This window comes from Qipengyuania sp. CAU 1752 (assembly GCF_054482615.1).
This window is the reverse complement of sequence record NZ_JBTLRE010000001.1, coordinates 658928-683916: the sequence shown is the minus strand read 5'-3', so window position 1 is coordinate 683916 and position 24989 is coordinate 658928. Positions and strand designations below refer to the sequence as shown.

The following is a 24989-nucleotide window of genomic DNA, read 5'->3' as shown; positions in this document are numbered from 1 at the left end:
TGGAACGGACCGTCATCCCTGCCATAGGGACGCGGGCGCTCGAAGCGCCATCGATAATGCGCGCATCGCCGCGATCGAATGCGGCAGCACAGTTGCGGGCGGTGCTTTATCGCCAGCGTTTCGTGCTGCTTGGGTCGCTGCTCGCGGCACTCGCGCTGGGGCTGCTGGCGGTGCTGCTTCTGCCGCAATCCTACACAGCCACAGCATCGGTCCAGCTGGAACAGCAAACACCGCAAATCATCGCAGCGCCCGGGCTTGATCCTGAACCCGAAGATGCCAACCGCTTCCTGCAAACCCAGCTCGACCGGGTGCACAGCAAGACCTTGGCGCTGGAAGTCGCCGAAATGATCCGCCTGTCGCAGATGCCGGCAGTGCAGGTAGCACTCGGCCTCGAAAACCCGACCGAAGAGGAAATGCTGGAGGCGCTGCGCGAAGGCGTGCTGGCGGACCTCGGTCTCAATACGCGCCTTGCACAAATTTCCTTCACCAGCCGCAGTCCCAACGCATCGGCACTCATCGCCAACGCCTATGCCGCGGCGCTGGTGGCAGACAATGTCCGCGGCAAGGTGGAAACATCGAACCAGGCACAGAAATACCTGCTCGAACAACTCGACGACACCAAGAGCAAGCTCGAAGAATCGGAACGCCGGATGCTCGCATATGCGCGCACCGCTGGCCTCACCAGCACCACTTCGGGAGAAGAAACGCAGATCGGATCGATGCCCGGCCAGCAGGTTGATCAATTGTCGGCATCGCTGGCGGCAGCGACGGCCCGGCGGATCGATGCGCAACAGGAATGGGCGCAGGTCCAGGGTGCATCGGCCAGGACATTGCCGCAAGTGCAGGAAAATCGCGCCTACCAGGAACTGCTGGCCCGCAAGGCGCAATTGCAGGCCGATTTGGCGCAGGATCGCCAGCGCCATACTGACGAATATCCGACCGTGGCCGCAACCAAGGTTCAAGTCGACGAGCTCGAGCGCGAAATCGCCACCCTTGCAGCCAACATCAAGGCTTCATTCCGCCAGCGCTACCAGGCTGCGGCGCAGCAGGAAGCACAGCTCAAGGCGACCATCAATCGGCTGCGCGGCGAGGCCATGGCCGAGCAGGAACGCGGTGTCGGCTACAATTCGCTCGAACGGCAAGTCGAAACCGACCGCATGGCTTATGACGGACTGTTGCAACGCTACAAGGAAGTATCCGCCGCGTCGGGTGCTCCATCGGCCAATGTCATGCTGGTCGACCGCGCCGAGCCACCGCTCGACCCTAGCTCGGCCCGGCCTGCATGGATCATGGCGCTGGCGTTGGTGCTGGGCGTTATCGCGGGCATGGCCCTTGCCCTACTGCGCGAGGCCATCAGTCGCCCAATCCGCTCGCTTGACGATCTGGAGGGAGCGGTCGATCTCTCGGCCCTTGGCGCGGTCCCTGCTTTGGCGCGAGGGAGCGAGATGGCCGACGCGCTGCGGCAGGCCGGCTCGCCCCAATCAGAAGCCTATAAATCCATCGCTGCCGCCCTGCGCCACTTTGGCGGTGCGACCATGCCGCGCTCGATGCTCGTCACCAGCACCAGCGCGAACGAAGGAAAATCGACCTCGGCCTGGGGCCTGGCTCGCGGACTGCGAACGCTCGGCTTCAGCGTTGTTGTCGTCCATGCCGATTTGCGCAATCCCAGCGCGGACCCCGGACTCGCCGAGGCTCTGGCGGGCGAAGCTGACCTGACGTCACTGGCGCGGGTCAACCACCGGGCAGGCCTGGCCGCGATCGATGCCGGTCATGCTCGCGGCGATCTCGTCGCGCTGCTGGCTCCTGAGCGCGTCCGGCCCGTGATCGACAAGCTGCAATCCTTCGCCGACATCGTCCTGGTCGATGGCCCGCCAATCATGGGCTTGGCCGATGCCGTGCTGCTCTCCGAAAGCGTCGAGGCGGTGATCATGGTGGTTGAGGCGAACCGGACCGAGGTTCAACAACTCGATGCCGCACTGGCACGGCTCCCGGATACAGTTCCAGCGGCTGCAATCCTGACAAAATATGATGCCCGCCGCGCAGGCGCCAGCCAGAGTGCGGAAAGCTACTATAGTTATGGCAAGGGCAACTGGCACGCGCACCTGACATGAGCGCGCGAGCCATCCGCGTTGCGCGTCCCGCCATTTCTCCGGCGGTCCGGCACGCTGCGGCGGGCGGGATTTTCGTGCTGGTTCTATTCAATGTCGCGCTGATCTCGCTAGACTTTGCCTCGATCCCGATCCGGTCGGGACTGGCACTTGGCCTGCTGGCAATGCTCGGCTTCGTCCGGCCGGATCATTTCGTCGATACCATCCGCAGGCACGGACTAGTCCTGGCTTTGGCTGGCCTGCTGGCCTTTCTGGGGACTTTCGTGAGCTTGATTAACGGCGCCGATCCCGCGATCATGGGCCGGATGTTGATGGAAGTTCATCTGCAAATCGCGGTGACTTTGCTGCTGGCCGCCATGCTTGCCGACCTCGCCGGGCCACGCGCCGCCGTGCTGGCCATCTGCGCTGCATTCGTCATCAGCGCTGCTGTTGCGGCTATCCAGTTTATCGGCCTCGATGCAGGGTGGAACCTGCGTGAAGCACTGGGCCGCTTTCAGGGGCATAAGTTGCACGAGGACAGCTCGTTTCTCAACCGCCGCCCGATGGGACTTTCCTATTCACCGATCCATCTCGCCACGCAGGCCTGCCTTGGTTTTGCCGCCTATGGCGCGTGGCGGCTACGGATTTGCGCATATAGCGGCGGTACGGCCGGGAGGATCGATCCGGTAATCATATTGGCACTGGCGGTAATGGCCGCAGTCGCCTTCTTGTCTGCCACCCGCTCCCCGATCCTGGGGGCTGCCGTATTTCTCGCCATCTACGCCCTGCGAAACGGGTCCGCCGTGACTATCCTGTCGGCGGCGGTGATGGGGGTGGCGCTGGTCATAGCGGCGCCGATGATTGTCGATGCCATGCAAGGGGCCGAGAACCGCGTCTTCCGTGTCGGCGACAACTCGGCAGCCGGTCGCCTTCCGCTAATGACTTTCGGACTGATGCTGTTCCAGGACAACCCATTCGGATATGGTTTCGACTTCGTATCTCACGAACACTGGGCACCCTATTGGCAGGAGCTCTACCGTTTTGAAGGCGCGGGCGAAGTGCGCGAAGCGGAACTGCACAACTACCTGCTCAACATGCTCACGACTTACGGTCTCACCCTGCTGATTGCGCTGCCGCTCATCGGGCGGCTGCTCTGGCAAGCGCGCCATGTGGCGATCGTCTTCGTTCCCTATGCCGTCCATGCGTTGTTCCACAACACCGGGCCATTCTGGAACGACACGTTATTCTGGTTTGTCGTGGGCGCGATTTCGGCCATGCGACCGGCGCTGGAGGGGGACACAATGGCCGAAAGCCAGCAGCGCCAGGTGCGTCCACCCCGTGCATTCAGGACCCGCCGGACCGCCTGATTACTCGGCCGGCGCCGTTCCGCGACGCGACCTCAAGGTTTCGATCCGGTCCACCACCAGGTCTCGAAGCCAACGACCTTCGGCCCCGAACAGGCCCGGCACTACAACCCATGCGAAGGCAGTCGAAAACAATCCCGCAAGCATTGCAAGGCCCAGCACCGATTGGTCGGGAAATGCGGCCTGTCGCGCTTCGGTGGCGGCAATCCAAAGTGGCGCGACAATGGCGACAGCACCGGGCAACTGCTTGAGCTGGACCCCCAGGACCTTGCCCAACGGCAACCCCGTGACCCGCCGCGCCAGGGTCATCATCATCAGGTAATTCAGCGCCACTGCGCTGCCGACACCAACAGCCACTCCGGGCAGACCATAGGCGAGGCCAAGCAGAGAACCGCCCGCGACCGCTCCGGCATAGAGGAATTGCAGCCTCGCTCGCTGATACATTGAACCCATCGCCAGGACGACAGAATCGCTGATCTTGTAGCTGGTGCGGAACAGCAGCATGCTGACTAGGATCTGGAACGGCAGCACCATCCCCGTCCAGTTCGACCCAAGCAGGACCAGGATCAATTCCGGCGCCAGTACGGCCAGCGCGCCACCCACCGGCAGGGTCATCAACGCGATGATGCCGAGCGCCCGGACATAGGCACGCGCAACCCGCTCGGGCTGGTCCTGGATCGAGGCGAGCGTGGGGAACAGCACGGTGGAGGTGACCTTGCCGAACATGTGGGTCGGCAGCATCAGGAACTGGTAGGCGCGGCTGTAAAGACCGAGTGCCTCGGCACCGAGCCACCGACCGACCACGAAGTAGTCCGCTTGTGTGGCGAGGTAATTGCCGATCTGTCCGGCCGAGAAGCCAATCCCGGTTCGTAACAGGTCCTTGCTCTCCTGCCAGCGCGGGATCAGCGCCATCTTAGGCGTAGCGACAATCATCATCGCCATGCAGCGCACCAGGGCTTGGGTCAAATGACCGATTGCCAGCGCCCATGCGCCATAGTCGAACATTGCCAGCGGCAGAGCGACCAGTCCGAAGCCGGTGAAGTAGCTCGCCAGGTCGATCAGGCCGAGCGTGCGGAAGCGACGCTCGCGCTCCAGCAGCGAGGCCGAGACCGATGAAATACCGCTGACGAATAGCGTCAGGGCGAGAAACCGGATCAGGCTTTGCGTACCTTCGATCCTCAGCAAATCAGCGAACCACGGTGCGGCGAGGAACAGCAGGACGGCGGCCGCGATGCCGGAATGCAGCGACAGCGCGAAAGCTGTGCGGATATGCGCCGGATCGAGCCGCAGCCGCTGCACCAAAGCGCGATGGACCCCCATCTGGCTGAAGTCGGTTGCAAGACTGGTGATGACCGTTGCCGCCGCAACCAGTCCAAATTGCGCAGCCGGCATCGACCGCGCGAGCAGGATCAGGATGCCTGCCTTGAGGATCAAATTGGACCCCATGACGAGCGCTTGCCAGCCAACATTGCCGACCGCTTCCTGCGTGAGTGGCTTGCGGTTCATCGTGGACTTGCTTCGACAAGGGAAGATTGATCAGCAGGTGGTCGCGGCGTGCTTCCGCTTCCGGCCGCAATCCTGCCCTGAAGATCGATCATCTCGCGCCATTGATCGACATATCGGCCCATGCTGACAGCCGCGCTGAACTGGTCGGCGACGAAGCCTCGCACCCTACGCGCTCGTTCCTCGTCGACCGACTTGTCGCGCCGGATTAGCGATTGGATGCCTGTTAGGATCGCGGCCTCATCCTGCGGGTCCACGACGAGGCCGAAGTCTTCGCTCGGCACTAATTCGTCGATTCCCGGAGAGTTGGAACAGATAATATGGCATCCGGCCCACAACGCTTCCTTGATCACGTTTGGCAGGCGTTCGGATGCCTTGGTCGAGAGCAGGAGGAAAATATCAGCGCGCTGCATGGCAGCAAACAGTTCCTCGCGCTCGACATGGCCCTCAAACCTTATGTCTTGCTTGCAGCCGAGGGTCCCGGCCAGCCGCTCCAGCCTGGGCTTGTCGGGCCCGTCGCCGTATATTTCCAACGTAAGGTGCGGTTCCATAGCTCGCGCAGCGGCAAAGGCTCGCAGGACCCCCTCGACGTTCTTCTCGCGCACCAATCCCGACGCGGTCACCCACAAAGCCGGATTGGGCCGGGCTGTCGGATCGAGCGGCAGCAGCGGTATCCCTCGCGGGATGATCGCGAGCCTGGTATCGGCATCCGCGCGCGCTTCCAAGAATTCACGATTGGCTCGCGCGTGGCTGAATATGACCTGCGCGTTTTCGAAGGCCAGCTCGACCAGGAAATCGTCGGCGACAAGGTCGTAAGCGCCGATAAAAGCGCTGCGGATTGTGGTTGTTTCGAATTGCTCCAGAAAGGCCAGAACAAGCACGGCATGGCGCGACCAGAACAGATGCGCCACGTCGTAGCGTTCGGCATTGATCGTCGCTGCGATCTCCGCCGCACGCGGCAGGCACATCAAAGCCGCCATGGCGGTCTTCGGAGCAACCGGAAACTGTCTGGCAATGGCAGCGACCAGTAGCGGCAGAGCGCGCCTGACTGCCCATAGTGCCGAAGGCCATCGCAATATCCCGCGCCAGCTAGGACGGAGCACGTCAACATCGCTGCCGCTATCGGTCGCGCCGGGTTTGATCGTGAACACGTCGACCCGGTTACCCTGTTCGCGAAGTGCAGCGATATCGGACTTGGCGAATGTCTGCGTCGGCACTGGATATTGCTGCATGAGGTAGGCGATCCTCAGCGGCACATGCTGGTCTTGTGCGACGGGCTGCGGTGTCTGCATCATCGCGACACTGCCGGCGCCCAGGTCACCACGGTCTGGCCGCGCATCCCCCGCAACACTCCGATCTGAGTAGCGATCAATGCTCTCAGGATCTCACCGACTTTCGCTAGAGGTCCGTTCTTCGCGGTCAGGATGATTGCCAGGCTCAGAAGGCTAGCCAGTGCCGCAATTGCCGATGCGAGCACGGAAACGAAGGCAATGGCCACCAGACTGTTGGCGATGCTTGCCGCCAAGAATCCGCCACCAAACCAGCGCAGGAACTTGCGTGAAGCATATTTGAACCGGTCGAGCCTGCTCATGGTGCGCAAGTGTTCGCGCATCCACCGATGCGTGTGGGCTGCACGTGTGCCGATACGAATCTTGCGCCGGAATTCCTCGTCGGCCCGCGCCACGCTTTGCTCAAAGGCGATGACATCGGGCGCCTTGATCAGCCGTTTGCCAGCGAAAACGACACTCATCGAAGTAACAAAATCGTCGAGTACCGTGTCGGGAAATGTCGGATACAGTCCGCGCCGGATGCTAAAGATCGATCCATCGGCTCCCATGACGTTGCCGGTCGCCGATTCCAGGCTGCGCAGCCTTTCGTCGATGCTCCAGTAGTGCGCCCCGATCTCGGCAGTCGGGCTCCATTCCTCGTTTTCGTATCGCAGGGTTCCACACACGCCGCCGACCCCGGCATCGCCATAATAGGGGGCAAGGCATTCGATCACATCCGGACGGCACAGGACATTGGCATCAGTGAATACGAGGATCTCGCCGACTGCGAGGCTGGCCAGCCGCCGCATACCCGCAGCTTTCCCGCGTCGCCCCTCTCCCCGCACCAATGTGACGACGTCCTTCGCCTGATCGAGCACTTCGGCCGTTCCGTCGCTTGATCCGTCGTCATAGACGAGGATCTGCAGGTTGGGGGTGCGCGCCTTCAACTCGCGCAGATTTGCAATCTTCCCGGCGATTGAGGCTTTCTCGTTGAAAACGCAGAACAACAGCGAAAACTGCAAATCGACCGGACGTAGCGCAACCTCCCGCCGCGGATAGCGAGCGAGCAACAGCGGATAGACAAGATAGGGATAGAGCAGCAGCAGGCAGCACAGCATCGAAAGGCTGGCAAAAAACAGCGCCGGTAACATCTCGGAACCTCACAGGATTTCTTTGCGAAAACCTATCAGGAGTGCTCGATCGGTCTGAGGCCCAAATCCGGCCTGTGCTAAATTGGCATGGAATGTGAGAAACGCATTGCACCAGCGAACAAGCTAATGGTGCCAGAAGAGGCACCGAACAAGTCGTTCAAATACTTGATAAAAATCAGGAAGATGGGAGTCCCAAAATGCGGGGCCCCGATACGGGCCCCGAGGATTCGCCCCTCGAAAACGCCGTTCTCCTCGCTTGCAAAGGGTACTCCCCAGGTGCCCGCGTGACAAGCGCGCTGGCGATTCTCAGCGTCCGCTCAAGTCCTCCCCCGTGCGCCGCCAGCCGGGTAACGGAAGAAGGCAACCCGGCCTTCTAACTCCACGTCGGCGTATATCGCCACGCCCTCGTAACCGTCATCGCCGTGCTCGCGCAGTAGGCCGGCTCCAAGCACCGGGCATATCCCGACCCGCGACAGCATCGTGCCGTTTCTCTTGCAGCAATCGATCACCGCGCGCACCAGCACCGTGGCCGCGGCGGGAGTCTCGTTGACGAGGTCCACTGGCAGCGGCTCTGGCGCCGGTGCGACTTGCAGCACGCGCGCCAAGCCCTCCGCGATCTCGTCCAGCCTAGCCATGGTTTCCTGCTCCTCGTTCCCGTCCGCTGTAAAAACACCGGCGACCCCCCGCGCGCTTCTACACCGCGGTTTCTCGTCTACAAGCGCGCGTGGGTCGACGCATCTTGCAGAGAAGCGACCGGCAAAGACAGCGATTGCCTTGAAAAGGAAGCGTTCTTGGCAGAATGTGACCATGCCGAGGCGCGGCGCGAAACGGGGACCACATGGACAACACGACCACCACCAAGGAGCTCTACGACCGCCTGGTCGAGTTCCGAGACCGCCGCGACTGGAAGAAGTTCCACTCGCCCAAGAACCTCGCGATGTCGGTATCGATCGAGAGCGCCGAGCTGCTCGAGCTGTTCCAATGGAAGTCCGAGACCGACATCGAGGCCGGGCGGACCAGCGAGGAATTCCTCGCGGAGGCTTCCGGAGAGATCGCCGATGTCCTCATCTACCTCGTGCTCTTGGCCGGCGACCTGGGGATCGATCCCGTCGAGGCGGCGCTCGCGAAGACCGCCTCTAACGAGCAGCGGTTTCCAGCCGACGGGCCCGGCCAAGAAAGGAAAACCCGGTGAGCGTCGACGCGGAGGACTTCCTGGTCTTCGAGACCTACAAGGACGCGCCCGGTCACGCCTTTTCCAAGGGGGTGGTCAGCGAGGCCGACAAGGATAGCTACGAACGGGTCTTCCAGCACCTTCGCAGCGCGGTGGCAGGCGCGATCGCGCGGTCGCCAGCGGCCGCGGAGCTCGACGACTGGAACTGTCGGTTCGGCCGTGACGGGGGCGTGCAAGGCCAGCGGCCCGTCGACTTGTGGGCATCGATTATCAACCGTGATTCCGATGCCTTCTCGAGGTTCCCGCAGGTCTACGTCATCGCCTCGGAAAACGGGGTCGAGGTCGGGTTCTCCGTGACCATCCACGAGGACGACTATTTCAACGCCGAGCTCAAGCGAAAGAACCGCTCGATCGTGCCGCTCGTGAATGCCAAGCTGCCCTCGCCGACGAGCGAGCTGGCGCAGGAAATCCAGAATGTGCTCTCGAGCGAGCAAGGCTGGCATTACGGGGAGAAAGCGCGGCAGGGACCGGTGTCCTCGTTTGCCGACTTCCCCGCGGTGATCTCCTATCTCAAGGGCCAAGGCTCGCCGAGGGGCGGCGGCTCGGTCTACCGCTTCCTCGGGTTCGAGGAGGTCGCGGAAGGCGGTAACCGGCTCGAGAACGAGCTCGTCCACGTGCTGGAATTGTTCTTGCCGGTGATGCGCATGCTCAGGCCAACGGCGATCGAGGCCGGTTACGCTGCGAACATGGTCGAGCTCGCCGAGCAGGCCGAGCAAGTGCCGCCGTTCGTGCCGGACGACGAGGAAGACGGCAGGAGAAAGGTCCTACGGGAGGTCGCCGTGCGGCAAGGGCAGGCCAAGTTCCGCGACGACCTCGTGCAAGCTTATAGCGGCACCTGCGCGGTGTCGGGTTGCGCGGTCGCACCAACGCTGCAAGCAGCGCACGTAGCGCCCTACAATGGCCCCAAGTCGAACCACGTCTCGAACGGGATCTTGCTACGTGCAGACATCCACACGCTGTTCGACCTAGGGCTCTTGAAGATCGACCCCGAGACACGCGCGGTGTCGGTTGTCGCGAGCCTCGTAGAAACCGAGTACGCCAAGTACGCGGGGCATGTAATCGCCGACCCGGCCAAGCCTTCACAGCGCCCCTCGAAGCTGGCACTGGCCAAGAAACTAGAGAAGTTCCCAGCGGGGTGAGGCGCGTAGCCTCGGCGGTTACCCGCTTCTGCGCTTCGACTGAAAATACGCGCAGCGAGACGACACCGGGCACTCGCTGCACCGGGGCGCCCTCGCCTTGCAAACCAGTGCCGCGAAGTCGAGCACTGCCCAGTTGGTCGCCGCCGGCTCGCGACGCACAAGCCAATGCGCGGCGGATTGTAACCACGGGTCGTACCGGATGTCCGCCAGCCGCCGGGTCCGCACGAAACGTTCGATCACCCGCGCCATGTTGACGTCGAGCAGCGGCGTCGCCTTGCCTTCTTGGAACATGAGTACGGCATTCGACACGTATTGCCCGACGGCTGGGATTTCCACGTGTTCGGCCGGGTCCGCGGGGAGCTTGCCTCCACGGCTTACCGCGTAGCGAGCTAGTCCTACCAGCGACGCTGCACGGCGCCTCCAAAGGCCAAGCGGCTGTAGAAAAACCTGGAGGTCAGTCTCGGTTGCCGCCGCGAGGCTATCCCAACGTGGAAACCGGGCGAAAAAGCCTTCGTAGAAACGGCTAACCGCTGTTGCCGTCGTCCGCTGGAGCAGGACCTCGACCACCACCGCCTCGTAAGTCGAGGTCTTGCTGGACCGCCACGGGAACGTCCGGCCCGCGTGGACTGACCACTGGCGCAGGTCGCGGGCGAGCAGGGTGAGCTTGCGCTTTTGCCCCGGGGTCAGGCGGTCCGTCGAGCGCGTATCGCTCCGACGGCGGGAAGAGCGCCCCGAGGTTCGAGGGGTGGATCTTGAAGAGGTAACCATGGTCCCTCGCCCGCGTATCCGAAATCTTGGAGAGCGTGTAGTCCATCGAGATGACGCCGGCCTCGATCAAGGCCTCGAGGTTCCTCACCTTTGGTGCCCGCGTGTGCTCGACCGCGTGGTAGTGGAACTCCTCGTCCTCTCCTTTCCCGCGGCAGTGGGCATGCACCCAGAATGTCTCGCGGTGCTTCTGGGCCAGCCGGTCCCTTAGCTTCTGCAACTGCCAGGTGGCGTCGTGGGTAACCTGCTTCGTAACGGGCTCGACGTGAACTTGCTTCAGCCAGTCGCTCGGCTCGTCGACTTCTAGCATGAGCCCCATCGAGTTGGGCTGGCGGGCATCGAGCTCGTGGTAAAGTTGCAGTCGCCCGTCGCGCACGTATCCCCGACGTTCGAGCAGCCCCATGGCCGAGCCTACGGGACTCAGTTTCCAGTCGGGGACCTGCGAGAACAGGGTCGAACGATTGGTATTCTTGCCCCCGCGCTTCGCCTTGATCTCGATGCCCTTGTAGTCGGGAGCCTGCTTTGAATTGGCCGCGATCCCGAGCATGGTCTCGAGCGTCATCCCGACCCCGGTAGAGCCAGACCGGAAAGTCCTGACAAAGCCCCTTCGCGAAACGTCTCGCATCATCTCGAGCAACTCGCCCGCGACGTCGACACGCTGTCTCGCCGCGAACGTCGTCACCCTCGTCAAGGGCGAGGCCGGTTCGCCGAGCGAGCGTCGGGTGGCCTCGTCGCTCATGTTAATCACGTAGAGCGCGCCGTCGACGACGAGGAGCGCGAGGAGGTTTCCCGGAACCACTAGCTCGCGGGTCGCCTTTCCCGTCCAGATCCGCGGGTCGCCCTTCTTCGTGTCGGGCCGGTATAGAGATACCTGCGTGGGTACGAGGCGCGTTGGCTGGACGAAGTGCGCGTCTCGCACGACCTTGTCGCCCGGTCCCTGGCCTTGCATCGCGTAGTCGTGGTAGCCCTTGGCCGCGAGGTAGTCGCGCAGATCGGCCGTGGCATCCATGATGGACTTTCCCATGCCCGTCTGGGTGGGCACCAAGAGGGCGACCTCGAGGTCATGCCGGGTAAGCAGCTCGAGCGCCTCGGCTACCGGGAAGTCGCTTTGGCTTAGCACCCGGGCTTACTACTTATCCGAGAGTCGGCGGTCCAGTGCAGGTCCTGGCGTCACGCGAGCTGGTAGGTCCTATTGGGAGGAAAAAGCAGTTCGAACGACGACGGGTTAAGCTTGAACGATGGCCCCCGCTCCTTGACTGCCCCGCTCTCCACGACCTTGATCTGGTGGTCGAGCGTAATGGCACCCACCTCTACCAGCGCGGCGAACTGTGACGCTAGTGGCTTGCGGGTATGCACGGCCTCGACAAGCTCGAAATGCTCCCTTCCCTTGAGCTCGTGCGACACCGCCTTGATCCAGAAAGTCTCGTCGTGCTTCGTCGTGAGGGCATCCTTGAGATCGGCGATATGCCAGCGGGCGAACGTCCCGATCCCCGGCTTGTCCGTGTACTCCCCGAGGATTGTCTCCTGCTGCTCCACGGCTAGCCTAAGCCGGTCGGGGTTAAAGCCGGTTGAGCGGACAGTGCAATTCAAGTGACGGTGCGAGCCCGCCCCGTGCCCGAAGTGGCTGAGCACTTCTCCCATCGACTTGAACTTGCTTATTTTCCACTTCGGCACCCGGCTAAAAAGCTGGTGCCGGTTCGGGTTCTTCCTGATTCGCGCGGACTTGAGCTCTATGCCCTTGTAGTCGGGCTCCTTGGCAGGGTTCATTGGAATGCCGAGGAAGTGCTCGATCGTGCGGCCAATGGCAGTGTCCTGGCGTTCGTCCATTACCGACGGCAGCCAGCCTCCGGCCGCAAGGCCGCGTAGCTTGCCAAGCAACTCCATCGCTGTTGCCGAGGACCGGGCGGCCGCTCGCTGGACGAGTTGCTTGAGCGGCCCAGACTTGCCGGGGGCAAGCGCACTGATCAGGTCAGCGCGCGTCACGTTGATGACCGCGAGCTTCCCGTCGTCGCTTAGCAGCGCGAGGATGTCGCCAGGACTAGCCAAGTCGCCGAGCCGGTAAATCCATATCCGCGGGTCACCGCCGCGCTCGGGCTTGGCCTCCGGGCGATACAGCGAGACGGTGACTCCGACGTCCTCGTCCGAGCCGTAATACGAGGCTGGAAGACGCACGCCGTTGCTTGCAGCACCTCGTCCTTGAACCGCGAAATCGTGGATCTTATTGGAGGCGAGGAATTCCCTAACCGGCTCGGTCGCGTCCATGATCGACTTGGAGAACGCGGTCCGTGTAGGATTGAGCAGGGCGAAGTCTATCGCCTCGGACGAGAGCTCCTTGAGCCTTTCTTCTTCGGTCTGGGTGAGCTCCCGCAGTGGCAAGGGCTAGGCCTTGCCTTCCGCGTCTTCCAAGATCCGTCGAAAATGCTTGCCCACGCGCTCGGCGAGGCCAACGGGCACGGCGTTACCGATCTGGGTGTACTTCGGCACCTCGCGATCAAAGATGCCCTCTCGCGGGTTGCCGGCTCGGCGGATTCCCCCGGTCGTGCGCTTCCCGCAGAAACGGTACCAGTCGGGAAATAACTGGAGGCGTGCCCACTCGCGGACAGTGAGGATACGCGGCTGCGAGAAGTGCACGTAGTCGTCAGGCAGCGATGTCGCCGTGATCGAGGGGCGAGCGTTGCCCCAGCGTGCCGGTAGAACGCGCTGCGCGAACTTCTTGGTCTTTGCCCAGTCCGGTATTTCGCCGCCGCTGTCTATCATGGCCCTGAACTTGCGAACGATCGGCGCGGCATGCTTCGAGTATTCCTGCTCGGTCAACTCGCCTGCCCCGCGGTTCTCGTGCCCTGGGGCCTTGGCCCGCATCGCCTTTTGCTCGGGGGTCTCGGCGGGCCGGGGATAGCTCGCCGTCTCGAGCTTGCCTTTCGGATAGCTGGCGTCCTCGAAGAACTTGGCGACCTCCTCGTCCACGAGGTCGCCGAGCAAGTCCACGAGGTCTGGAGCCTCGGACGGGTCTCCTCCCGGCAGGAAGTTGCACTCTACCGCGTCTTCATCGTCTTCACGGGGTCGCAGGATCGTGCTCGCGGCTACGATGTCCTTCCTGATCCCTACTAGTAGGACACGCGGGCGATTTTGCGGCACGCCGTAGTCCGACGCGCGGACCAAGGTGTAGCGAACCTCGTACCCCGGGATCCGGCGAAACTCTCCCCAGACGTCCGGCCAGATCTTGCGCCCGCCTTCCTTGGTCCACTTCGAGGTCAGGATGCCGCGCACGTTCTCGAATAGGAAGATCCGGGGGCGCGTTCGCCTGATGACCTTGGCCATGCGCTTGTAGAGCTGGTTCGAAGGGATGTCCTTCTTATCGACGCTGTATGACCGGCGGTGACCGATCCCCGAGTAGCCCTGGCAAGGCGGCCCACCGGCCAAGAGGTCGAGCGTCCCCCCGCCCACTTTAACTGTCTTGCCCCTGGGGGGAAATGACAGGCCGATGGCGGTGAGGTCGTCAACCATTTTCTCGAGGCGCTTGCCCTTCAACTCGTGGGCATCGTGGCAGCGTAAATCCTCTTGCTCGGCGAAGGGCTTTCCGTCGATGAGGTGGTGCCGGTTCGCGAGGTAGGTATCCATCGCGTCGGGGCTAAGCTCGTTCACGAAAACCGGCGTGAAGCCCGCGTTCTCCATGCCAAGCGACAGCCCGCCACACCCGGCGAACAGGTCGATCATGGTAAAGTCGGGCTTGGAAGTCATGGCCGACCAACAAACCAGCAGGAGCCCGGTGTCAACTCGCGAGTCGAACTTGCACACAACATGCTTCGCCAGCCGCCGGGGTAAGACTTGGCTCCCGTTAATCGGCTACCCGCTTTTACGAGAGCAAGACGAATAAATGCAGGGAAAGACCCTGTGATGTTACTGAATTCGTAAGAAAATCACTAGACAAGACCGCCCCGGTTCATCTTATGTAGCTCCAAGGGGAGGGGGAATGTTCGAGACTGTCAACGACGCCTTGAACCAGGCCTTTCTCGATGGGCGCTTCGAATCGAGGCCGCTCTACCTCGTGCTCGACAACGCGGGGCGGAGACGTGTCGCTGACATCCTCGACGTAGACGAAGACGAGGTCGAGGCGCACTGCTGCGAGGTGGTGGGACAGGCCCTCGAGCAGAGCGGTGATCCCTACTCGAAGATCGACCTACGGCGCAGGCGCTGGAGCCGGTCGGGACGAGATGGCCTCCCCCCGTTTACCGCCCTGCTCTTCGTGCTTTCCCACGCCGCGGAGCTCATGGTGTCGGACGGGGACTTCCGGGCGAGCAACTACTACCAGCGCCTCGCGGGCCTCGTCGGCTTACCCGTGCAACGGTTGTCCCAGCACGGCAAGTCAACGGTCCCCTTCTGGAGGTCGTTCTCGCGATGGCTCGCCGATACCGATTTTCGCTACGGACGACCTACCGCGCGCGCCGTCAACGCGAACAAGTACGTCGGCGTGGCCATGTCGCAGGCGATCGTGCGAGAAGAAGACCGCCAGCGACTGCACGACATGTTCGAGAAGTACGGGTTCTCGGGGACCGACGAGATCACCGAGGCCGAGGTCGAGCAATACGTCTCGACCTGGGTGACGACGTCTCGCCCGACGAACGCGTTCAAGGGAGCTTGGAAGAAAACCGAGCTTCGGGGGAGAATCTGCGAAGTCGTCATCGCCGAGCTCGAGGAATGGAAGGAAGAGCGTGTCGAGGACGGCAAGGCCTCGAGCTCAGGCGCAAGCCGCCTGTCGCTGGTGATGGCCTATAACCACGACTTGCTTTCGAGGTCGGCGAACTTCTGGCTGGGCAAGGAAGCGAGCGGAGAGCCAGTTGAGCTCGAGGGGCCAGGCGGTAAGCCTTTCCAGCTCGCGAACACGAGGTTCGGGGGGGTCAAGACGCTCGAGCCGAGGTCCTCTCTCGCGTTCTCCTCGACGCTATTGCAGGGGATCGAGCTTGCCGCGCCCGGCGGCAGCAAGTTCTCGTGGGCCGGTCGTGCCGCGATTCCATTGAGCCGATCGGAACAGGGAAGTTACTGGACCGAGGTCAACCGCGTGTCGTTCGGGGTCGAGAACGTGGTGCTCGTTCGCGACGAGCCGAAGCTGCGAGGGGCTATCGAGGACGCGCTCGAGCAAGTCGCGATCCCGGGCTACACGCTCGCAACACCGGCTAACCTAAAGGGCGTGCCCCGGGGCTGGGTGCTCTACGAGGGCGTCAGGGTCTTCAAGGCGCTCGACGAGATCAAGGGGTTCGAGGCAGTCTTGTCCCCGGTCGCGCGCTCCGCCGGACTAAAGCTCGAGCGGGGGACGCGGCTGGCACGCGGCATCTGGCATGCATCGCGTCCACCCCTCGTGACATTCGACGGCGAAGCCCCCCCGACCAGGATCACGGTTTTCGAAGGTACCAATAACGAGGGCGATGTCCTCGCGGATAAATCCGAGTGTGGCCGGCAGGTCACTCTAGACCTGGCGGACTACCTGCCAGAGTCCGGGAACGTGTTCATCGAGGGCCACGATGACGGCAAGACGCAGGGCACGGCAAGCTTGCTCTTCCGGTCTGCAAACCGCCCGCGTCCGCTGGATCGAAGCGGCAGGGGCTTGCTCGCTTACACGGGTGCTTTGGGTGCAAGCCCGCTAGACCCGTCCGCCGATGACGCCGTAGTAGGAATGGTAGCTCCCCCTGCGGAACTGGTCGATGCCAGCCTTGATATCCTCGCGAGCTTCGAGGACCTAGGCCGGCTACTGGGCGAGGACTGGCAAGAAGAAGCGGAGCCGCCGGTTCACGAGGAAGAGCACCAAGGCGATGAGCTCGTCGACAGGCGCGGAATGACCCCCGAGGAGCTTGAACCCCTCCCTTGTGCCGTGCGGGGTTTCCACTGGTTGAAATACGCGCAGGTCCTGCCCAGCGCTTCGAAATACGCGCCGGTCGACGTGACCTGTAGTCACTGCAACGTGGCTTATCTCCACCGCCGGAAGGTAAAGAAAAAGCAAGTCAAGTCGCGAGCCACCGCCAAGCGAGCTGTCCCCCGCAGCCAGCCGACAGCCCCGCGGAGCGAGGAGCGCCTCGACGACATGGGTCTCTGGCTCGACGCGCTTAGTTTCCTCGGCACTGGTAGCGTGGCGTCCTTCGAGGAAATTACCTCCGCCTCTGCCATCGACGCCTGGCGGGCTGGCCCATTACTGCGGAACCTGTCGTGGCTTGGCCACGTCGATCTCGAGCTCAACCCGGCCTTTCGTCCGCGCGCTTGGAGCATTCCCCCCGCTACTCTGTCGTTTATCAGCGAGACCGAGGCAGTCTTGACTGGTTTTAGGAGCCAATCGCTCGTCGCGGCGCTGAGAGGCGGGGCGGTCGATGCCGGCGGCGATCTCGAGATAAGAAGCATGCCCGCGCAGCCGCCGATCGTAACGCTACGAGGCTTTACACCGGTCGATACCGAGATCGTCCTAGCTGGCATCAAGGACGGCCATGGACGCTCGATCCGGATCACCGAGGACGCCGCCAGCCGGATCGCGTCGTACGTGGACGCCGCCGGTAGTCTTTTCGACGTCTTTATCCCGGCGACGCTAGGTGTGGGCGCAGAAATCCAGCGCTTCGACCTCGATCATGGACATTGGCGTACGGTTGAAGAGACGCGGGTCCCCGGCGCGTACCGCGTCACGAGGGCAGGGAACGCTTACGTTTTCAAGGACCAGTCAGGGAATGCCTTCTCGGCCCCGCAGGAGCTGGCGAAGCTCGCCGCGGCGCGAGCTCTCGGCGTCCGCCTCCACACGTACGACGCCGAGAAGCGGGAATTCACCTGCCTGCTGGGATGCGAACCTCCCGGGTTGCTAGGCAGAGCCCTCGTGGCTTGTTCTGGCGAGCTCCCCCGCGTCCAATCGCGCACATCGACCTTCGCACGGGTCCCGCCTTCAATCGCCGCGCGGGTCCTCGCTATCTTGTACCAAGGAGACCTCCCCTCGTGACATCGCGTAATCCCCGTTCTGTCATGGACTACGTCCGCGACGCTTACCTCAGGTACTACGACTCGGCGTTCTGGATGCGCGACGAGGGGGTCATGGCCGAGAGGCGAGCACTTCTTCTAGAGCCCGGCGTCATGGCACAGGAGCCTCTCCTCGAGGCAGTACCTGTTTACCCGTCCGTGGTGCCTGTCGCCGAAGCTTGCGAGAAGGCGGGGGTATCGAGCTGGACCGGCGAGCGGTTGGGCCAGCTAGTCTTCGGACGCGATGATATAAACTTGCGAGAGCACCAGGCCCAGTCGCTCGAGTACGCGCTGGCTGGAGACGCGGCGGGTCGGAAAAACGTGGTAGTCACTTCCGGCACCGGCTCGGGCAAGACCGAGAGCTTCCTACTTCCCCTTCTCGCCCGCTTACTCGAGGAGCGCTCGGCGATGCCGCGTGGCCTAGAGGTGAATGCTTGGTGGAACCGGCCCCTAGACGCGGGCGTCAAGTCTTGGGCCAACGCGCGGCACAACGTCGGCGACGGGGTCACCCCGGCCGTCCGGGCCCTCGTCCTCTATCCCACTAACGCGCTAGTAGAAGATCAGGTCTCTCGCCTTCGCCAAGCAGCCATCCGGGGCAAGCAGCTCATGGGCTCGCCCCTGTTCTATTTCGGCCGGTATACCGGCTCCACGATCGGCGGGACTTACATGCCTCCCGCCAACTTGAAGGCCAAGGACCGGACCCGGATCAACGACGTCGGGCAGCAGCTGAAGGACGTGGCCCGAGAGGCCGACCAGCTCCGCCAAGCACTCGAGGCGCAGGGCCTTCCGGAAGACCAGCTCATCGAGGCAGTTTCGCAGTTCTCCGACCCGAGGTCTGGCGAGTTGCTCACTCGCTGGGACATGATCGCCACACCGCCTGATATCTTGATCACCAACACGAGCATGCTCAACATTATGCTCATGCGCCAAGTGGAAGCGCCGATATTCGAGCAAACGAGGTCTTGGCTCGAAAGCGATCCCGGCGCGACCTTCACCTTGGTCGTCGACGAGCTCCACGGCTATCGGGGAACGCAAGGCACAGAGGTTGCACTCGTTGTCAGGAACTTGCTCGACCGACTTGGCATCTCGGCAGATTCCTCGCAACTGCGGTGTATCGGGACGAGTGCATCTCTCGAGGGAGAGGAAGGCCGCGAGTACCTCGAGCAGTTCTTCGGTGTGGATCGCACTTCTTTCGTGGTGTTACCCGGTCGGCCGAAAGCCTTCCACGCGGAACTGCCGCTTGACCGTGACGCGGTCTCACGCGCTATCCCGGGATTGAAATCGGGGGACGTCGAGGTCGAGAAAGCCGCCGCCGCGGAACTCAACAGCCGGTTCTCGACGCGCATCGCGCTTGCCGCTGCCTGCCAGGCTGCCGGGACTGGCCCAGACGGAATCCAGCGCCCTGCCCCGTTATCTTCGATCGAAGCCGCCCTCTTCGGTGACGAGCCGCCGACGGAAGGTCTCGAGGCCGTGCTCGCGGCGGCGAAGCTCGAGAACAAGGGCTCCTTCGAGAAGCCGAAACCGAGTTTCAGGTCCCACGCGTTCGTTCGCCAAGTGCAGGGCATGTGGGCATGTTCGAACCCGTCGTGTGACCAAGTCGATCACGCGTACCGGACCGAGGGACGGGCGATTGGCAAGCTGTTCAAGGCCCCGGCCATGAAATGTGCTTGCGGGGGCCAGGTCCTAGAGTTGCTGTATTGCTATGACTGCGGCGAGGCCTTCCTCGGCGGCTTCGTCGTGCCCCCTCCCCCGGAACGCGACTGGGGCGACAACGTTTTCCTCGAGTCCACCCGCCCCGGGACCGCGGTGGTCCCACCCGGCCTCGTGTTCGAGCGCCCGTACTACCAGTTCAGGTGGTACTGGCCGGGCGGGTCCGTACCCGCTGAAAACGGGTCTTGGACACACCAAGGTGCGAACGACAACAAGACGCGCAGGTTCCAGTTCATGGCCGGGAACCTCGACCCGAGGCTCGGGGTGCTGAAGCCGGCAACAGGCGAAAATGACCGGACCGGGGTGATTTATTGCCCACCGGCCGATGAGACCGGCGTCGCTGGCCTGCCCGAGTGTTGCCCACGTTGCGGAAGCGAAAAGAGCTACTTCAATGGCCGGAACCTCGAACAGTTCTACTCCGGAACCGTCCAAACACCGATCCGCGGGCTTAGGACCGGTCTCAATGCAACGACTCAGCTTATCGCTGACCGGTCGGCCGTCGCCATTAGCGAGGACGGCAAGCCCGAGAAAATGATAGCGTTTACCGATAGCAGGGATGATGCCGCCGACCTTGCAGCGGGGCTGGAGCTCTACCATTTTCGCGACCTCGTACGACAGATGGTTTACGCGAGTGCCCGCCCAGCCGGTGCACCGACGAGCGCGGCCTTGTTAGAGCTCGCGAAGTCCTCGGCCTCGCGTGAGTTAGACCCCGCGGAAGAAGCTCTTGTTTCCGAGGCCGAGCTCGTGGCCCCGGGTAGTTGGGACGCCTCGAGGTTGACGGCCGCGGGATTTGCAAAGGACAAGGAAAAGGAGACCCTCACAAGGCTCGACGAGGCAAGTGCGGCCAGCGGCATCGGCTGGTCGTCCCTCGTCTCTTCGATCAGGGACACCATGGCGGCCAAGGGGATTAACCCGGCTGGAACCGAGCACTCCGTCGAAAGGCGTCTTGGCGCCCCGTGGTGGAAGTATTTCAAGAAGCCAGCCGGCGCTAGCTGGCAAGAGCCGGCGCCAGAAATCAAGAATCAGGGGCTCGAGATTTACACCGAGCTATGTGCCGGCAAGATCGCTACCTCGCTGTTCGACCGCGCCGGCCGGGACATAGAGTCGACCGGCGTCGGCTACATCGGCGTTGCCGGTGATCATTCTGCCGCGCTGGGCATCGACGCTGCTAAGGCGGACGGCATACTGTCGAACGTCGTCCGGACTCTAGGCTATTTGAAGCTCTTCGTTGGCAGCCAGAAGTTCCGCAATGTCATCAATCCGCCACCCCAGACGCGCCAATACATCGAGAAGGCCGCGCGCGAACTCGGCATGGAACCACACGAGCTGGGAGAGAAGGTACGTGACCGGCTGATCGGCCTAGGGGTCATGAACGAGAACTGGATCCTGCGGACAGATGACTTCACAACCTCGAAGCTTGAGCTTCGGCCCGCCGGAGCCCTCGAACCGCGGCGCTGCAAGAGCTGTTCCCGGGTCGGCCTAGTTTTCCCCGTGGCGGTGTGTACGACCGACTACTGTAATTCGAAGAGCTTCGAGCCGGTCAAGGACTTGGAAGACGATTACTACGCCTGGGCCTCGAAGGAAGAGCCCCACCGACTTTCGACCTGGGAATTGACGGGCCAGACCAAGCCGCTGTCCGAACAACGCAAGAGGCAGAGACTCTTCAAGGGCCAAGCCTATGTTGGCGAAGAGTGCGAGCAGACCCACGGCATCGACGCGCTCTCGGTAACGACGACCATGGAAGTCGGCGTCGATATCGGATCGTTGAAGCTCGTCATGATGGCGAACATGCCGCCGCAGAGGTTCAACTACCAACAGCGTGTCGGCCGCGCAGGCCGTGCCGGTCAGGCCTTTAGCTACGCCGTCACGGTCTCACGCGGGGCAGCTCACGACGATTACTACTTCAACAACCCGGAGAGAATGACCGGGGATGTCCCTCCCCAGCCGAAGCTCGACTTGACCCGGGCTGAAATTTTTCAACGCGTGGTTTCAGCTGAGTGCCTGCGTCGAGCCTTCCTGTCCCTAGGCAGCGCCGCTCCCGCCAGGTCCGCCGACAGCACGCACGGGGCCTTTGGCAGGAAAGACGAGTGGCGAGAATCCTACCGCGAGAGCGTGGCAAGCTGGCTGGCAAAGAGCGCCGAGGCCTCCGAGGTGATCGCGCGCTTGTCGGCATTGACCCCGCTCGATGCTAGTGCACTGTCGGATGTCGAGGACTTCGCTCGCCGCGAGCTCGTCGCGAAGATCGACAAGGCAGTCGATGACGAGCGCTTCATCCAGGAAGAGCTAAGCCATCGGCTGGCCATCGCGGGGATACTCCCGATGTTCGGGTTCCCCTCACAGGTTCGAACGCTCTACCACGATGCACCGGGGCAAAGGGCAGATGACCTCGCTCTGAGTGACCGCCCACTCGATCACGCGATCTGGGCATTTTCCCCGGGGGCTGAGATCCCCAAGGACAAGCGGCTCTACAGCTCGTACGGCTTCGCGGTGAAGCGAGATGGCTTCAATGGCAGCTACAACGAGGCTAACCCGCTGGGTGCTCCCGTGACCTACACCCGGTGTATCGACGCCTCGTGCGGCGCCATTGCGCACGGGGACGCGCAGAATTGCGCGGTCTGCGGCAACGAGAGCCTCGAGTTCGCCCTGTTCCAGCCACGCGGATTCCTCGCGTTCAACAAGACGCAGGACTACGATGGCCGCCGCGCGCGCGGCCCCGCCCTGCCCCCGCCGATCATGTCCTTCGAGCCCGAATATGACGACGGGCGTCGCTGCGGCCCGCTCAAGCTCGCCTTCAGGAAGGGCGCGATTGCGTTGGTTAATGACAACGACACAAGGCAGTTCGAATTCGCCGACGGTGGCTTTGACAAGGTGGTGGTCAAGGAAATCGCTTATCGAGATAATCGCATAACCAGACAAGTCGCCGCGGCAGAGACACTTGGAAGAGGGGCGATAGGCGCGGTCTTCACGACCGACGTGATGAGCTGCGTCTTCGAGGGAGCCGAGGGAATTGGCAAGCACGGCGTCCTCGACGTGATCGACCAACCCTCGGCACGACCCGCTCTCGCGTCCTTTGCGGAGTTCTTGAAACAGGCGATCGCCTTCGAGCTCGACGTGTCGCCAGACGAGTTCCGGATTGGTCGCCAACTCCTGCTTCTCAATGAAACGCGTACCGAGCAATTGTTCTTGGCCGACGCGCTGGAGAACGGCGCGGGATATTCCCGCATGGCTTCAGAACCTGCGAACCTGTCGGCCTGGCTAGGTTCGCATTACCGGCGCGAAAAGGAGCGTTGGTCTCGTCCTACACATGCGGGTAACTGCGATCGCTCGTGTCCGGATTGCCTGCGCAATTACGGCAACCGCTTCAGTCATGGCCTGTTAGACTGGCGCCTCGCCCTCGACCTTTCCGAGATCGCACTCGGCATACCATTGGACACCTCTCGTTGGCTCAAGGGGAAAGGCGATCCCGCTGTTAGGGCTTTCGTCGAGCTCGCGCGCAACAATGGGAGCACCCTTGATATTTCGGAGCACGGCGGTCTGGTCGCCATCTCGCACGGCGAAAGGGCCATCGTCCTATCCCACCCTCTTTGGCACACCGCGGATGGGCTGGCCCAGCAAGCTCAAAAGGCCGCGAAGGCAGGCGTGGCGGCGTCTCTTGGGGAATACGCCGAGGTCGCCTTTGTCGACACACGGGACTTCGTCGCCCGGCCGGTTACCTACTTCCTGAGGTTGCACGGATGATCGAGCTTATTGGCATCGAGGGCTCGCACGAGTACCGCGTCGCGCAGGCCATCAAGGCGGCCTTCATCAAGCAATGGCCCGGGATAGAGGAGAGCCCGGCAACCGAGGAAATGGTGAAAATCGCCGCGAACACCAAGCTCTCGGGCTACCAGGTGAGCGACATCGACATCGTGATCGGCGCCGTATTCAAGAGGCCTCGCTTCTTCGCGGTGCGGAGACCGATAAAGGACCGGGATGGGAAGTCGATCTCGGGCGTGAAGATACGCGTGCACGACTTCTTGGCCGCGATCGAGGTCAAGGGGCAGGATAGCGATGGCATCTCGATCAACGGCGACGAGGTGAATGTGCGCTATCAGGGGAAATGGAAAAGCGCGACGGATCAGAACGTCAAGCAACTGCACGCTCTTCAAAAGTACTTCGTACACCAACATCTCGATGCGTGGATTTACAGGTGCGTAGTCCTAGACGGGCTTAGCGAGTTGCCGAAGCAAGCCGGCTACACACGACCAGAGGCAGGAGCCGTTGCATCTGGCTTCTCGGCTGGCGATCTCTTGTCGGCAATTGCCGGGGTGAACGGAGTTGGAAAATGGCGCGGCGAGTACTCTCTCTCGTCCTCGCGAGGGGAGGTGCCGAGAAAAGCGCTCGAGGCACCGATCTTTAAGAAGGTGGTACCGAGCCAGCTCGATAGCGCTAGGATGCTACGGATTGCCTCCCGTCGAGCCGAGGCCGAGGAGCTCGCGGCGTTGCTCGGCAAGCAGCGCGTTCATCTGCGAGGGCACGGGGGCACCGGCAAGACCGTGATGATGATGCAAGCTGCGCACGCGGCATTCGAAAAGCACGGACGCCGAGTACTCGTCTTGACTTACAACATCGCGCTCGCTGCCGATATCCAGCGGCTGCTCTCACTGCTCGGTGTCCCGGCGTCGTACGAAGGTGGCGGTATCGACGTGAGGACAACGATGTCTTTTGTTTCGACTTGGTTGTCGCGCCTAGGAGTGACAAGACCTGAGGAATTCGATCAAGGTGATTTTTCAGGCTATCTCAAGCACTGCGAAGACGGTCTCGAACTCATCGAGGGAGAGGCCGTGTCTCGTGACGAAATCGAGGCGATCAGGAACGCCGATCTCGAGGGCCTCGACTACGACGCCATTATCGTCGATGAGGGCCAAGACTGGCCGCAAACGGAGGCCAAGCTCTTGTCGGCCATTTATGGCGGTGAGCGCATCTCGATCGCGGACGGGCGCGAACAACTTCTTCGCGGTAAGCCAACGGACTGGTCTAAGACGCTGTCCACGGGGCAAGTCGCCGACGAGCGTTCGCTATCGCGCTGCCTCCGCATGAAAAAGAACCTCGGCATCTTTGCCAATAGTGTCGCGGGGCTTGCCGGGTTGAATTGGGAAGTCGAACCGAACGACGAGGCCGCTGGTGGTCGCGTGATCATACTCGAAGGCAAGTACGTGGACCACGCCGACCTCGTGGACCAACTCGTCGCTTCGGCGCGAGATGCGGGCAACGAGAAAATCGATTTCCTACATTGTGTTCCTCCGAGCGAAGTCACCGAGAAAAGCAATCATAGGACAAGTAACTTAGCCCGAGCCTTGCACTCATTAGGTCACGAGACCTGGGACGCCGTTGACCTAGACACGAGGCGCGATTTTCCACGGTCAATCGACGCTTTCCGGGTCGTCCAGTACGACTCCTGCCGGGGTCTGGAGGGGTGGACCACGGTGCTCGAGGCTTTCGACGAGGGGTGGAGATGGCGCTACGACAAGGAGCTCGACGAGATCGCTCAGCGGGATGGTAACGCCCTCGTCGACCCGTCCCGAGCAGCGACCCTTGCCGCTTGGAGATGGGCGATGATCGCCTTGACCCGGCCGATCGACACTCTTGTGCTATGTCTCGCCGAGAAGAAAGGACCGGTCATCGAATTGATCCGGGAAGCGGCCAAGCGGAATCCGGATTTCGTTGAAGTCCTGTCTACTCGGTAAAAGGGGATGACCTCCAACGCGGCTTCGATAGCTCCTAGGTAAACTCAACCCGGTCATTAGGGCA

At 62.4% G+C, this 24989-nt stretch carries 15 protein-coding genes; 7 read left to right on the top strand and 8 right to left on the bottom strand.

Annotation, left to right across the window (positions count from 1 at the left end; all coding sequences use genetic code 11):
- Window positions 1–56: 56 nt before the first annotated feature.
- Both ACXYL9_RS03250 and ACXYL9_RS03245 read left to right on the top strand, forming a co-directional pair.
- A complete protein-coding gene (locus ACXYL9_RS03250) occupies window positions 57–2111 on the top strand; it encodes a GumC family protein (protein WP_459038155.1) in 2055 nt (684 codons plus the stop codon).
- A complete protein-coding gene (locus tag ACXYL9_RS03245) occupies window positions 2108–3454 on the top strand; it encodes an O-antigen ligase family protein (RefSeq protein ID WP_459038154.1) in 1347 nt (448 codons plus the stop codon). Before ACXYL9_RS03250 ends, ACXYL9_RS03245 begins: the two co-directional genes overlap by 4 nt.
- Here ACXYL9_RS03245 and ACXYL9_RS03240 read toward each other — a convergent pair whose 3' ends face one another.
- The 4 genes from ACXYL9_RS03240 to ACXYL9_RS03225 all read right to left on the bottom strand — a co-directional run bounded on the left by ACXYL9_RS03240 (window position 3455) and on the right by ACXYL9_RS03225 (window position 8008).
- Window positions 3455–4957, bottom strand: coding sequence for a lipopolysaccharide biosynthesis protein (locus ACXYL9_RS03240; protein WP_459038153.1), 1503 nt, complete (start codon window positions 4955–4957; stop codon window positions 3455–3457).
- Window positions 4954–6249, bottom strand: a complete 1296-nt coding sequence (locus ACXYL9_RS03235) for a glycosyltransferase family 4 protein (RefSeq protein ID WP_459038152.1) — start codon at window positions 6247–6249, stop codon at window positions 4954–4956. The genes ACXYL9_RS03240 and ACXYL9_RS03235 overlap by 4 nt, the downstream gene beginning before the upstream one ends.
- Window positions 6246–7373 carry a glycosyltransferase gene (locus tag ACXYL9_RS03230; RefSeq protein ID WP_459038151.1) on the bottom strand — a complete coding sequence of 376 codons (1128 nt, stop codon included), beginning with the start codon at window positions 7371–7373 and terminating at the stop codon, window positions 6246–6248. The genes ACXYL9_RS03235 and ACXYL9_RS03230 overlap by 4 nt, the downstream gene beginning before the upstream one ends.
- A gap of 317 nt (window positions 7374–7690) precedes the next feature.
- Complete coding sequence (locus tag ACXYL9_RS03225) at window positions 7691–8008, bottom strand: hypothetical protein (protein ID WP_459038150.1); 318 nt, start codon at window positions 8006–8008, stop codon at window positions 7691–7693.
- Window positions 8009–8211: 203 nt separating this feature from the next.
- Here ACXYL9_RS03225 and ACXYL9_RS03220 point away from each other — a divergent pair, with 203 nt between their 5' ends.
- A complete protein-coding gene (locus ACXYL9_RS03220; protein WP_459038149.1) occupies window positions 8212–8565 on the top strand; it encodes a nucleotide pyrophosphohydrolase in 354 nt (117 codons plus the stop codon).
- Window positions 8562–9743, top strand: coding sequence for an HNH endonuclease (locus ACXYL9_RS03215; RefSeq protein WP_459038148.1), 1182 nt, complete (start codon window positions 8562–8564; stop codon window positions 9741–9743). Before ACXYL9_RS03220 ends, ACXYL9_RS03215 begins: the two co-directional genes overlap by 4 nt.
- An 18-nt stretch (window positions 9744–9761) precedes the next feature.
- Here ACXYL9_RS03215 and ACXYL9_RS03210 read toward each other — a convergent pair whose 3' ends face one another.
- The 4 genes from ACXYL9_RS03210 to ACXYL9_RS03195 are packed head-to-tail and all read right to left on the bottom strand — an operon-like array spanning window position 9762 to window position 14246.
- On the bottom strand, window positions 9762–10310 hold the full coding sequence (locus ACXYL9_RS03210) for an endonuclease III domain-containing protein (RefSeq protein ID WP_459038147.1): 549 nt from the start codon (window positions 10308–10310) through the stop codon (window positions 9762–9764).
- The gene (locus ACXYL9_RS03205; RefSeq protein ID WP_459038146.1) at window positions 10267–11628 is read right to left on the bottom strand and encodes an MvaI/BcnI family restriction endonuclease; all 1362 of its coding nucleotides are present in this window, start codon (window positions 11626–11628) and stop codon (window positions 10267–10269) included. Before ACXYL9_RS03205 ends, ACXYL9_RS03210 begins: the two co-directional genes overlap by 44 nt.
- A 50-nt stretch (window positions 11629–11678) precedes the next feature.
- Window positions 11679–12884 carry an MvaI/BcnI family restriction endonuclease gene (locus ACXYL9_RS03200; protein WP_459038145.1) on the bottom strand — a complete coding sequence of 402 codons (1206 nt, stop codon included), beginning with the start codon at window positions 12882–12884 and terminating at the stop codon, window positions 11679–11681.
- 3 nt (window positions 12885–12887) lie between these two features.
- Window positions 12888–14246, bottom strand: coding sequence for a DNA cytosine methyltransferase (locus tag ACXYL9_RS03195; protein WP_459038144.1), 1359 nt, complete (start codon window positions 14244–14246; stop codon window positions 12888–12890).
- 232 nt (window positions 14247–14478) lie between these two features.
- Between ACXYL9_RS03195 and ACXYL9_RS03190 the strand changes: the two genes are divergently transcribed.
- The 3 genes from ACXYL9_RS03190 to ACXYL9_RS03180 are packed head-to-tail and all read left to right on the top strand — an operon-like array spanning window position 14479 to window position 24925.
- The gene (locus ACXYL9_RS03190; protein WP_459038143.1) at window positions 14479–17472 is read left to right on the top strand and encodes a hypothetical protein; all 2994 of its coding nucleotides are present in this window, start codon (window positions 14479–14481) and stop codon (window positions 17470–17472) included.
- Window positions 17469–22937: a DEAD/DEAH box helicase gene (locus ACXYL9_RS03185; RefSeq protein WP_459038142.1), complete on the top strand. Its 5469-nt coding sequence runs from the start codon at window positions 17469–17471 to the stop codon at window positions 22935–22937. Before ACXYL9_RS03190 ends, ACXYL9_RS03185 begins: the two co-directional genes overlap by 4 nt.
- Window positions 22934–24925 (top strand): DEAD/DEAH box helicase, encoded by a 1992-nt coding sequence (locus ACXYL9_RS03180; protein ID WP_459038141.1) that lies wholly within the window; start codon window positions 22934–22936, stop codon window positions 24923–24925. The genes ACXYL9_RS03185 and ACXYL9_RS03180 overlap by 4 nt, the downstream gene beginning before the upstream one ends.
- Window positions 24926–24989: the final 64 nt, after the last annotated feature.

Bases quoted from the DNA above. Each gene is read 5' to 3' on its own strand.
- ACXYL9_RS03250 (WP_459038155.1), top strand. From the start codon at position 57: ATGCGCGCATCGCCGCGATCGAATGCGGCAGCACAGTTGCGGGCGGTG.
- ACXYL9_RS03245 (WP_459038154.1), top strand. From the start codon at position 2,108: ATGAGCGCGCGAGCCATCCGCGTTGCGCGTCCCGCCATTTCTCCGGCG.
- ACXYL9_RS03240 (WP_459038153.1), bottom strand. From the start codon at position 4,957: ATGAACCGCAAGCCACTCACGCAGGAAGCGGTCGGCAATGTTGGCTGG.
- ACXYL9_RS03235 (WP_459038152.1), bottom strand. From the start codon at position 6,249: ATGATGCAGACACCGCAGCCCGTCGCACAAGACCAGCATGTGCCGCTG.
- ACXYL9_RS03230 (WP_459038151.1), bottom strand. From the start codon at position 7,373: ATGTTACCGGCGCTGTTTTTTGCCAGCCTTTCGATGCTGTGCTGCCTG.
- ACXYL9_RS03225 (WP_459038150.1), bottom strand. From the start codon at position 8,008: ATGGCTAGGCTGGACGAGATCGCGGAGGGCTTGGCGCGCGTGCTGCAA.
- ACXYL9_RS03220 (WP_459038149.1), top strand. From the start codon at position 8,212: ATGGACAACACGACCACCACCAAGGAGCTCTACGACCGCCTGGTCGAG.
- ACXYL9_RS03195 (WP_459038144.1), bottom strand. From the start codon at position 14,246: ATGACTTCCAAGCCCGACTTTACCATGATCGACCTGTTCGCCGGGTGT.
- ACXYL9_RS03190 (WP_459038143.1), top strand. From the start codon at position 14,479: ATGTTCGAGACTGTCAACGACGCCTTGAACCAGGCCTTTCTCGATGGG.
- ACXYL9_RS03180 (WP_459038141.1), top strand. From the start codon at position 22,934: ATGATCGAGCTTATTGGCATCGAGGGCTCGCACGAGTACCGCGTCGCG.